General features: G+C 35.6%; 11 protein-coding genes. 5 read left to right on the top strand and 6 right to left on the bottom strand.

All coding sequences use genetic code 11. The features are described 5' to 3' along the window. Window positions 1–203: 203 nt before the first annotated feature. Window positions 204–1,556 carry a TldD/PmbA family protein gene (locus tag HZF24_RS18420; protein WP_179239845.1) on the bottom strand — a complete coding sequence of 451 codons (1,353 nt, stop codon included), beginning with the start codon at window positions 1,554–1,556 and terminating at the stop codon, window positions 204–206. 5 nt (window positions 1,557–1,561) lie between these two features. Then, window positions 1,562–2,947 carry a TldD/PmbA family protein gene (locus tag HZF24_RS18425; RefSeq protein WP_179239846.1) on the bottom strand — a complete coding sequence of 462 codons (1,386 nt, stop codon included), beginning with the start codon at window positions 2,945–2,947 and terminating at the stop codon, window positions 1,562–1,564. Window positions 2,948–3,110: 163 nt separating this feature from the next. Here HZF24_RS18425 and HZF24_RS18430 point away from each other — a divergent pair, with 163 nt between their 5' ends. From HZF24_RS18430 to HZF24_RS18450, 5 genes are all read left to right on the top strand, one after another. Continuing rightward, window positions 3,111–3,740: an ABC transporter permease gene (locus HZF24_RS18430; RefSeq protein ID WP_179239847.1), complete on the top strand. Its 630-nt coding sequence runs from the start codon at window positions 3,111–3,113 to the stop codon at window positions 3,738–3,740. A gap of 15 nt (window positions 3,741–3,755) precedes the next feature. Further along, complete coding sequence (locus HZF24_RS18435; protein ID WP_179239848.1) at window positions 3,756–4,856, top strand: betaine/proline/choline family ABC transporter ATP-binding protein; 1,101 nt, start codon at window positions 3,756–3,758, stop codon at window positions 4,854–4,856. Further along, the gene (locus HZF24_RS18440; protein WP_179239849.1) at window positions 4,849–5,580 is read left to right on the top strand and encodes an ABC transporter permease; all 732 of its coding nucleotides are present in this window, start codon (window positions 4,849–4,851) and stop codon (window positions 5,578–5,580) included. Before HZF24_RS18435 ends, HZF24_RS18440 begins: the two co-directional genes overlap by 8 nt. Before the next feature lie 39 nt (window positions 5,581–5,619). Next, window positions 5,620–6,543, top strand: a complete 924-nt coding sequence (locus HZF24_RS18445) for a glycine betaine ABC transporter substrate-binding protein (RefSeq protein ID WP_179239850.1) — start codon at window positions 5,620–5,622, stop codon at window positions 6,541–6,543. Between the two features lie 295 nt (window positions 6,544–6,838). Then, complete coding sequence (locus tag HZF24_RS18450) at window positions 6,839–7,468, top strand: TrkA C-terminal domain-containing protein (RefSeq protein ID WP_179239851.1); 630 nt, start codon at window positions 6,839–6,841, stop codon at window positions 7,466–7,468. Between the two features lie 94 nt (window positions 7,469–7,562). Here the strand turns inward: HZF24_RS18450 and HZF24_RS18455 are convergent, their stop codons facing one another. The 4 genes from HZF24_RS18455 to HZF24_RS18470 form a co-directional block, all read right to left on the bottom strand. Next, entirely contained in the window at window positions 7,563–8,141 is a 579-nt protein-coding gene (locus HZF24_RS18455; protein WP_322790760.1) for a type 1 glutamine amidotransferase family protein, read from the bottom strand. Between the two features lie 87 nt (window positions 8,142–8,228). After that, window positions 8,229–9,044, bottom strand: a complete 816-nt coding sequence (locus HZF24_RS18460; protein ID WP_179239852.1) for a SurA N-terminal domain-containing protein — start codon at window positions 9,042–9,044, stop codon at window positions 8,229–8,231. Window positions 9,045–9,145: 101 nt separating this feature from the next. Next, a complete protein-coding gene (locus HZF24_RS18465) occupies window positions 9,146–9,556 on the bottom strand; it encodes an SMI1/KNR4 family protein (protein ID WP_179239853.1) in 411 nt (136 codons plus the stop codon). 669 nt (window positions 9,557–10,225) lie between these two features. Further along, window positions 10,226–10,558 carry a hypothetical protein gene (locus tag HZF24_RS18470; protein WP_179239854.1) on the bottom strand — a complete coding sequence of 111 codons (333 nt, stop codon included), beginning with the start codon at window positions 10,556–10,558 and terminating at the stop codon, window positions 10,226–10,228. Between the last annotated feature and the right edge of the window lie 286 nt (window positions 10,559–10,844).

The following is a 10,844-nucleotide window of genomic DNA, read 5'->3' on the forward strand; positions in this document are numbered from 1 at the left end:
TTGATTTTTCATGTGTCTTTCCTTAATTATTATGAAAACCCGCTAATTTTTAGCGGGTTTGTCAATAACCTGACAATCCAAATTTGGATTGTCTTTTTTTGTATGTCCGCCATCCTTAACACGGCAAAGAATCTAATATTTTCAATTGTTTTTTACTGTTCGCTGTTCGCTGTTCATTGTTCAATATTCATTGTTCACTGTTATTACTCACCTGCTATTGCAAGTTTTTTAATCTTTAAAGACGGTGACCCTATATACGCTTCACCAGGTAACCCAAATTTTAAATCAGAGCCAACATCTTCTATATTTTTAATCATTTCAAAGTAATTTCCCGCTACTGTTATTTGTTCAACCGGACCTGCTATTTTCCCGTCTTTTATTTCATAGCCCAATGCTGCAAGTGAAAAATCTCCCGATATTGAATTAAGACCCGAATGAAGTCCCTGCAGCTCGGTAATCATAATTCCCGAACCGATTTTGGAAATCATTTCATCCAGCGATTTTTCACCCTTCTCAACATAGAAATTTGACGGTGAAATATCTATGGATGATTTGTATGAACCCTTGCTTGCATTCCCGGTAGTTTCAATGCCGTCCTTTTTTGCCGTTTTTAAATTATGTAAATATGTTTTTAATACTCCCTTATCAATAACCTTCTTATATTTACATGCAACTCCTTCTCCGTCAAAGGACTTAGAGCTTAATCCCTCCTCTAAATACGGATCGTCTATAACAGTAAATTTGTCGCTTCCTATTTTTTGCCCAAGCTTACCCTTTAATAGGGATAAATCCTTTTGAACATTTTCTGCAGAAAATATACTGCTGAATGACTCCAATAAATCTGCAGCCGCATTGTTTCTGATTATTACGGGATAATCCCCTGATTTAACAGATTTTGCTCCGAGAAGTGCAGTTGCTTCTTTAACAGCTTCTTTAGCTATTTCCTTAGGGTCAAACTTGCTGAAATCATTGCCTGTTCTGTAAGCGAAGCCGGTCTTTATGTCATTGCCGTCCTTGGCAACCACCTGAACATATGTATAAGCAAGGTTGCTTTTGTCATGAAGATACAATCCCTTTGTATTAGAAATGATTGCTTCACCATAGCCGTCACCGTATACACAGGAGTCAACGGATTCAACTCTCTTATCTAAGCTGAGCGCCTCTGCTTCCAGCTTCTTGACAAATTTTATTTTATCGCTTTCTTCTACCTTTTCAAGCTCTTCATCAAATGTTTTTACTTCTCTGTATTCCTTTGAACCCTCATAGATATATTCCTCGTCATCGGAATCGATTACTGTTGCATTTTCTATAACATTTCTGACTAATAACTCTATTGATGATTCATCAACCTTTTCAGAATAAGAATATCCCATCTTACCATTATATACTCCTCTTAAGGATATGCCCTCGCTTTCAGATAAGCTGTATCCGTCAAGCTCCTTTTTAAAAACCTTAAGAGAAAGTGATCTGCCCGAAGAATAATAAACCTCCATGTCCCCAAGTCCTTGCTTTTTTCCTTCACCGAATATTTTTTCTATTAATGATTTTTTATCCATTAGTTCTAACCTTCCCTTCCTCCAACAGTTATTTCGGAAACTCTGATCATCGGCTGGCCTACATTTGCCGGCACGCTGCCGCTTACTGAGCCACACATACCCTGCCCTTGGAGAAGATTGTTTCCTACCATGTCTATTTTATTAAGCACATCCGTTCCTTTGCCGATAAGTGTTGCTCCCCTCACAGGGTCTTTTATTTTTCCGTTTTCAACTATGTAACCTTCCATAACCGCAAAATTAAATTCTCCTGTACTTGGGTTTACAGAACCGCCGCCCATATACTTTGCGTATATACCTTTCTCGGTATTTGAAATTATTTCTTCAGGTGTTGATTTTCCGTTATCTATAAATGTATTGGACATACGGGATGTTGGAGCGTATCTGTACGATTGTCTTCTGCCCGAGCCTGTTATATCCATGTTCATTCTTCTTGCATTCAGCTTATCAACCATGTAGCCCTTCAATATACCGTTCTCTATTAAAACATTTCTCTGAGATTTTGTTCCCTCATCATCTATGTTGTAGGAACCCCATTCGCCTGAAATCGAACTGTCATCAATTGCGGTTACAAGAGGAGATGCAATTTTCTGACCAACCTTTCCGGTAAAAACAGAAAGACCCTTTGCCACAGAAGTAGCTTCTAAGCCATGACCGCATGCTTCGTGAAATATAACTCCGCCAAACCCGTTATCTATTATAACAGGCATCCTGCCGCTTGGACTGTACTTGGCATTAACCATTGTCACAGCAATTCTCGCACTTTCCTTGGCATAATAATCAATATCCAGATTTTCAAAAAATTCATAGCCCTTGCTTGCTCCCGGTCCGAAAAATCCTGATTGCATTTCTCCATCCTTTGATGCAACCGAAGAAATACCGAGACGAGAGCGAACTCTTCTATCCTCTCTCCACAGTCCTTCGGAATTTGCCACCATTATATTCTGAGTATAATCAGTATAGCTTATGGTAACCTGCGTAATTAAATCACTGTAGTTGAATGCAGTGTCATATGCCTTTCTCATAACCTCAACTTTTCTTGTTTTTTCTATTGAATTAGGGTCAATTTCTATAGAATGAATATTTTTAACCTGCGATTTTTCAAGATTAATAGTCAGGCTCAACGGACTTCCTTCTATCGCTGCAGCTGCCTTCTTTGCAGTTTCTATAAGGGTGTCCCTGTCAGATTTATTTGTATATGCGTAAACGCTGTTAAATCCTTTAAAAATACGAACACCTACTCCATAATCTCTGCCTGACATTGTGCTGTCAACCTTACCGCCTATCATTACAATTCCGGTATTAGTTCTGTCTTCAACAAATACCTCCGCGAAATCTCCTCCGGTGGACAAGGCAGCATTCAATGTATCTTCAATCAACTTTTTATTTAACACACAATCACTCCTTTATATATATCATTATATATATTTTACCATACTTTCCTTAAAGTATTAATAATTTTTATTAAATCTCCAACTTTATCCATAAAGACCTTGACAACCGACTACTTGTACTTTATACTAAGGTAGTCATATTATTAATTTAAGGGGGGATATTATGGATATTTTTAATTTTTTTATTAATCGTATAGAAACTATAATGAAACTGACTTCACAGCATTTTTTCATGGTTTTAACTGCCATGATTATATCTATCGTCATAGGTGTTATAGTTGGAATACTTATTACTTACAATGAGAAAGCAGCTGAAGTGGTCTTGCATATTACAAAAATTCTCATGACAATTCCAAGCTTAGCACTGTTTGCAATTCTTATACCAATATTTCGTATCGGTGCAACACCGGCCATCATAGGGATAGTTCTTTATACCCAGTTACCCATAGTCAGAAATGTATATACAGGAATTAAAAATATTAATCCGTCAATTATTGAGGCTGCCAGAGGAATGGGTATGTCCAGATTTAAAATAACCTTTAAGATTAAGCTGCCACTGGCTCTTCCGGTTTTAATAGCCGGAATCAGAACGGCAGTAGTTATGGGTGTAGGCATGGGAGCTATTGCATCCTATGTGGGAGCCGGTGGTTTAGGAGATTATGTATTTCAAGGAATACAGAGAACCAACGATAAGATGATTATTATCGGTGCTCTTATGATTTCGCTAATGGCTATTTTAGTAGACAGACTATTATCCTTAGTGCAGAAACGTGCAGAAAAAAAATTATCATAGGAAGGAGAGGATAATTTGATTAAATTTGAAAATGTAACTAAAAAATACCCTAATACAAAAAATTCGGCTGTTAACAATTTAAACCTTGAAATTAACGAGGGAGAAATATGCATGCTTGTTGGACCATCCGGATGTGGTAAAACAACTACCATGAAAATGGTCAATCGCCTTATAGAACCAACCTCCGGCAATATTTATATTGATGGGGAAAATATTATGGCTCATAATCCGGTTGATCTAAGGCGTAATATTGGATATGTAATCCAAAATATAGGATTATTTCCCCATATGACTATTGCAGAAAATATCGCTACCGTTCCCAAAGAAAAAAAGTGGGATAAAGAAAGAATAGACAAGAGAGTGGATGAGCTTCTTGAATTAATGGAATTAAATCCTGAAGTTTACAGAAACAGAAGACCTTCGGATTTAAGCGGGGGTCAGAGACAAAGAGTAGGTGTTGCCAGAGCTTTAGCAGCAGACCCTCCGGTAATGCTTATGGATGAACCATTCGGAGCGTTAGACCCTATTACCAGAAGTAAACTGCAAAATGAATTTTTGCGTTTGCAGGAAAAGATACGCAAAACTATTATATTTGTTACTCACGATATTGATGAAGCTATAAAGATGGGAGATAAAATAGTAGTAGTAAAAAATGGGAAGATAGTTCAGCAGGGCACCCCGGACGATATTCTCAGTAATCCTGCCGATGAGTTTGTGGAAAACTTAATCGGAGGCAATCGCTCCATTAAGCGTTTAAACCTGGTTACATGCAGCGAAATAATGCATGATACGTTTAGTGTGAAAATGGATACTCCGCTGGATGCAGCCAGAACGATAATGCTTGAAAATGGTCTTAAAACCATAGCTCTCACAGGTCAAAACAACAAGCTTATAGGCTACGCGGAGTTAAAAGATATGGAAGGTAAAACAGGAATGTCGGGAGACTACAAAAAAGAAATGGAAGTCACTGTGGATGAAAGAATGTCCTTAAACGATGCACTGTCGGAAATGCTACGTATAGGTCAACGATACATTTATGTGGCAGATGAAAGAGATAATCTAAGGGGATGGATTGGTATCAACGATATTTTAAATGCGGTGAGTATAAATGACTGATTCAGGAAATGTAAAAAAAAGAAAACCCGTAATTAAAGCAGTATTAATTCCCTTAGTTCTTATATTCATTGGCCTGTCCTATACCTTCTATGTAATAAATTACCCACAAGATAAAATTGTTGCAGACTTTGTTTCATACAGCAAGGTTTTTAGTCTTCTTAAACAGCATATAGTATTGGTATTAGTTTCCGCTACTGCAGCAGTACTTGTATCAGTCCCACTGGGGATATTTTTGACTAGACCGAAATTCAAGGGCCTTGCCAATATATTTATAAGTATAGTCAACATGGGTCAAACCATACCCAGTCTTGCTATATTGGCCTTATTCGTCAGTGTTCTGGGCATTGGATTTAAATCCGCCGTATTTGCATTGTGGATTTACTCACTTCTTCCCATATTGAACAATACATTGGTGGGTATTACAGGTGTTGACAGATACGTTATGGAGGCTGCAACAGGAATGGGAATGAATCCGGTAAGGATATTAACTAAAATAGAGCTGCCTATTGCATTTCCTGTAATAATGGCAGGGATAAGGACTGCTGCCACTGTAAATATTGGCACTGCCACTCTGGCAGCATTTATAGGCGCAGGAGGTCTGGGAGACCTGATAATTGCAGGAAACAATATAAACAGGTGGCAGATTGTAATACTGGGTGCCTTGCTATCGGCACTTCTGGCAATTTTAGCAGATTATTTGATGGCTTTATTTGAAAAAGCTTAGAATATTAAAATATCAGAACATTAAAATATAGGAGGAGTTATGATTAAGAAATCAAAATTTATTAAAACAATTGCATTAGTATTGGTACTGGTACTGTCCATAGGGGTATTAAGCGCATGTGGCAGCAACAGTGGCGATACTATAAAAGTAGGTTCAAAAGAGTTCACAGAACAGCTGTTGCTGGGTAAAATAACTGTGTTAGCATTAAAGGATGCGGGGTTTAAGGTTGATGATAAAACCGGAGTTGCAGGCTCAGATAAGGTTAGATTGGCTCTTGAAAACGGAGATTTTGATCTCTACTGGGAATATACAGGAACTGCATGGTTATCTCAGCTTCAAAATGACGAGCCTATAACTGATTCTCAGGAAGCTTACGAAAAAGTTAGAGATACAGACGAAGAAAATGGCTTTATATGGCTGCAGTATGCTACCTTGAATAATACCTATACCTTGATGATGCGTAAAGAGCATGCAGAGGAGCTTGGAATAAAAACTATAAGTGATTTATCAAAATATATAAGCGAAAATCCGGGAGAATTAACGACCGCCATAGACCATGAGTTTTCAGTGAGACCGGATGGATATCCGGGAGTACAAGCTCACTACGGATTTAACCAGAGTGATGACGAAATTAAAATAATGGACTTGGGTATAATGTACAAAACCTTAAGAGAAAATCAGGTTGATGTAGCTATGGGATTTGCAACTGACGGACGTATAGCTGCCTTTGATTTGGTAAATTTAGAGGATGATAAATATTTCTTCCCTGTATATAACGCAGCTCCTGTAGTCAGAAAGGATGCCTTGGAGCAACATCCTGAAATAAAAGATATTCTTGAGAAAATATCACCTCTATTAGATTCAGAAACAATGACGAAGCTTAACTATGAGGTAGATATAAACGAAAGAGAGCCGGATGAGGTTGCAGAGGAATGGTTAAAATCAACAGGCTTAATAGATTAATGTAAAAGATGGCACCCTATGGGTGTCATCTCATCTTGATGACAAAGTCATCAAGATGATAGGCTGTTGAAAAAGTTCATCCTGCAAGGCGCCGGAAGACGGGCAACCGCAGCGTATTAGACATACGTGAGGATTGACCGGATGAACGGCAACGACGCAGGTGGGCTTTTTCAGCAGCCTGAGATGGCACCCTATGGGTGTCATCTTAGTATATAGCAAATTATCATATGGTTTTTTATATTATAATATGATATAATTTCCACAAAATAAAGAAAAGTAAAAAATATAAAGGAAGATGAAAGTGGAAAATAAAGTTAAAGGTTCTGTTTATCAAAAAATAGCTTTGGATATAGCCTCAAGAATCGTAGAAAAAAATCTGAAAATCGGTGAAAAAATATATTCTCGCTCCTCCATATCCAGTCAATACAAAGTATCTCCGGAAACTGCAAGGAGAGCCATAAATATTCTTTCAGACCTGGATATAGTAGAAACCATGAAGGGCAGCGGAGTAATTATTAAGTCCTATGAAAATGCTGTTAAATACGTAAGAGGCTTTAGCGATAAGCAAACTATAAAAGCTTTAATAAATGAAATAAATGAAAGTTTTAATAATCAAAAAAAAGAAATAGAAATCTTGAAGAAAAACTTTGATTTGCTGACTGAGAATACACAACGCTTCCATGCTTCAAATCCCTTTGTTCCTTTTGAAATAAAAATTACTAAGGATTCAAAGCACTTGAATAAATCAGCATCCGAAATTAATTTCTGGCAAAACACCAATGCCACTATAGTAGCAATTAAAAGAAATAACAGCATTATTTTATCCCCGGGCGCATATGCCTTGTTTTTAGAAGATGATATTTTTTACTTTGTAGGAGATGACAATAGCTATCTGAGAGTTAAGGAATTTATGTATAGTGAGTAGAAAAAAAGGCATGTATACCAAGAATGTTGGTTTCATGCTTTTTTATTGCAACATGCAGAAACCCGGATGCTACATGACATATGGCAAGCTTAATCTAACAGACTGCCCCATTTTTAAAATTATCAAACCATTGGTTTATTTCTTCATCACTATCAACCTTTAAAATTTTGAATATTTCATATGCAAATTCAACTGCTGCAGTTTCATTGGCTGTAATAAATCCTTTATCATAAACTACTTGAGCTTGTGTATAGAATTTTTCTCCCTCATATCCTTCTACGCTTTGAAACAATTCCAAAGAATCTCCTGTGTGCTTAATATTATTGAGGAATCCATGCTTGCACAGAAAATAAGTTGCTCCGCATATCGCCGCAACAGGAATCTCTAATTTTCTAACGGTTGTAACAAACTGTGCTATTTCGTCATAATCATTCTCTTCCCACGAAAGACCGCCGGGAATAATAAGCATTGCAAGGTTATCGAAATTACGATAGTCATTGATACCGAAATCAATTTTAGATTTTATCCCACCCATTGATACTTTATCAGCAGTATCTATTCCAATGGTTTTGACGTTATATTCCGAAAAGGAGTTAGCTACAGCAACTGCATAGCTTGCTTCCCAATCACACCATCGGTCTGTCAAAAAAAGCAGTATTTCATTTTTATTCACGATTGTTCCTCCATATTTTTAGTATTTTCCAATCTCTCTCAATCAGCTTACACTTTATTTAATTGTATAAGATAGCATCTTAACATTTTATCTGTGATTTTTAATAAAATCTTTATCGATTTCTATAACTTTAATATTTTCCTTGAAAAATTCGTATAAATATTTCTGCTGTTCTTTGTTATTCATTTCCGTTATGCCTGAATTTTTTATTATGTGATTTCTTACCTTGTTTTTAAGTATGGTTTTTATATATGACGGTGGAGCAATATCATTAAAAAATTCTTCTTCTGTAATACCTCTACCGGAAAGATATTGTTCAAAAGTCTCTTTTTCTGATTCCCAAGCATTTCTCTCATATAAAATTTGTTCTTCCAGCTCTTCCTTTGAAACATCTATGCCATTTTCCCTTGCATAGCTTATCATAAATTTTTCTATATAAACATACCCAAAGGGATCCGAATACCAAAGCGGGGGTGTTGAGTTTCCGTCACTCTTCTCCATAGCATATGATATGGCATTATTTTTCTCTATTCGGTCTATAATCTCGTCCTCATAAACCGGTATATCATTAACGTATGCAATAGCATTTCTGTTTTCAGGAATATTTGGATTTTCAGAAACATTTTTCATTCCGTCTCCCAAGTTGTATAACCAATCCTCCAGACTTTCATCCGACACCTCTGATGGTATAGAATCGTATTTATGTCTCTCATTGATAATGTCATATATGCGACTCAATTCTTCACTGTCTTTAATCTTATAGTTCTTATTATCAATTGAGGCATACCGGCTATTTAAAGTCCTTATAGTACGATGAGTTGAGTCGGTATAAAATATAATTATTCTAAAAAACACCAATATTATCACGACAATACTTAAAATTTTCGAACCGATATTTTTCATTATACACCCTCATATCTCATTCCTTTTTGCGTTTCTCGGTCATTTTCAAAGAATCAAGCTCCGGAGAAGCTCCACCTTTCTTATCTGTATCAACATCCCGGTTATATTTCTTCGCTTTTCCTTCTTTCGATAAATTGGTCTAACCCTTGAGCAACCCATTTCCTGCTGTCAGATTCATGATCCCACATAAAAATATTGTTATCAATTTCGCCGTTTTTTCTTATTGAGTACCCAAAATAATCACCACAGCCATTTTCGGCAAAAAACAAAAAAACATCAAGAGGCATAAAATCCTCTAACTCTCTCAAAAATAAATTGTCTCTGATAATCTGTTCCGTTGAAAGAAATGTAGCGCCATCACCATTAACTTCCTTTAACAATGATTCCAGTTCATCCGGAATTTCCACTTTCAATGTTGAACTTACTTTATAGATTTGAGTCTCCGTAGCCGGAGGATTTAATTTAGCGAAAAGACTGTCTTTGTTTAAATCCAAGATTTTTAATTTCCACATAATACGCCTCCCACTTCATATCTTCACTTTTTCCATATAGTTCACCTTTAATATATTTAAATTGTGCTCTTACTTATATAACAAATACAAGATGAGAAAAGGGACAACTTTATTATAATTATTTGTTATTTACTTTGCTTAATTTTACAATCTATTATATAAAATAATATGTTAGACATTATAAGTATAAAAATTAATAATGCAAAATAAAGTACGGCACTACGTGGGCTATGATATATGGCTGTGTAACCTTCTCGGTCTGGCTTCATTATAGGGGAAATCATTACTAAATATATTTTTATTATTGTAGAAGATGATAGAAAAATTAAAAATACAATATTATATAATCTAATAAATTTATTCTCTAATATCTTTTTTAACATTAGATATAACCTCCATTCTTAATTAAAAAATATCATTTATAAAAATATTTCTTTTATCTATTCCTCTTAGCATTACATGATATATTCCTGATTCGTTTTTAGGTCTTGCGCTTTGCGGCATATTTGCACCTCCCATAAAACTGCTAATTAAAAAGTTGAAATATTTATATTGTTATTTTAATCCACCTTCATCCATAATTCAATATACTTTAATTAGCATATTATTTTACTTATTAAAAATAATATCCTGACTAGGTGAAAAGCATGAGTAAAATACCCATGCTTTTCACATGCTAAGACTTTTTACAATATTGACTAAAGCCATAATACCATCTGTTTTTCCCGGTTCGATTGTCCCTTCTAATAATTGCTTTAAATACTCCTCACTTAATCCCGTCAACTGAGATATTACTTTTTCATCAATCGGCTTTCCTATTAAGTTTCTTACTTCCTGTGCGAATTCTTCGGTAAGCGAACACATAGCCCCACTCCCAAATCCAATCAATATTTGTACAATATCACCAACAACCTCACCGGGAACCGGGTGTTCTACAATTTTCTTGCCATTTTCTACAGCAATCAGTGACCATTTTACATCTTCTATATCTGATTTTTTCATATATGCTCCTTTCTATCTATAGTTAATTACATATAATGTCTTAAATCTTGGATGGAATTTTGGGTGCGAACCTCAAAAGTGTATATATGATATACTAATGTTTATCAAACCTATTATTTATATATTTTACATATATAAATAATGTTAAAATAGGATAACAACTTTTAAACAATAATTTAATAAAATTTGATATGTCACAGGTATGTCACAGGGACGGCAGACTGCGCAATATCACACATTTATTCCCCCCAAAAAATCATTTTAACACTTAAATTATGACAAATTC

This window comes from Sedimentibacter hydroxybenzoicus DSM 7310 (genome assembly GCF_013403245.1).
GTDB lineage: Bacteria > Bacillota > Clostridia > Tissierellales > Sedimentibacteraceae > Sedimentibacter > Sedimentibacter hydroxybenzoicus.

Bases quoted from the DNA above. Each gene is read 5' to 3' on its own strand.
- HZF24_RS18430 (WP_179239847.1), top strand. From the start codon at position 3,111: ATGGATATTTTTAATTTTTTTATTAATCGTATAGAAACTATAATGAAA.
- HZF24_RS18450 (WP_179239851.1), top strand. From the start codon at position 6,839: ATGAAAGTGGAAAATAAAGTTAAAGGTTCTGTTTATCAAAAAATAGCT.
- HZF24_RS18465 (WP_179239853.1), bottom strand. From the start codon at position 9,556: ATGTGGAAATTAAAAATCTTGGATTTAAACAAAGACAGTCTTTTCGCT.
- HZF24_RS18440 (WP_179239849.1), top strand. From the start codon at position 4,849: ATGACTGATTCAGGAAATGTAAAAAAAAGAAAACCCGTAATTAAAGCA.
- HZF24_RS18460 (WP_179239852.1), bottom strand. From the start codon at position 9,044: ATGAAAAATATCGGTTCGAAAATTTTAAGTATTGTCGTGATAATATTG.
- HZF24_RS18420 (WP_179239845.1), bottom strand. From the start codon at position 1,556: ATGGATAAAAAATCATTAATAGAAAAAATATTCGGTGAAGGAAAAAAG.
- HZF24_RS18470 (WP_179239854.1), bottom strand. From the start codon at position 10,558: ATGAAAAAATCAGATATAGAAGATGTAAAATGGTCACTGATTGCTGTA.
- HZF24_RS18445 (WP_179239850.1), top strand. From the start codon at position 5,620: ATGATTAAGAAATCAAAATTTATTAAAACAATTGCATTAGTATTGGTA.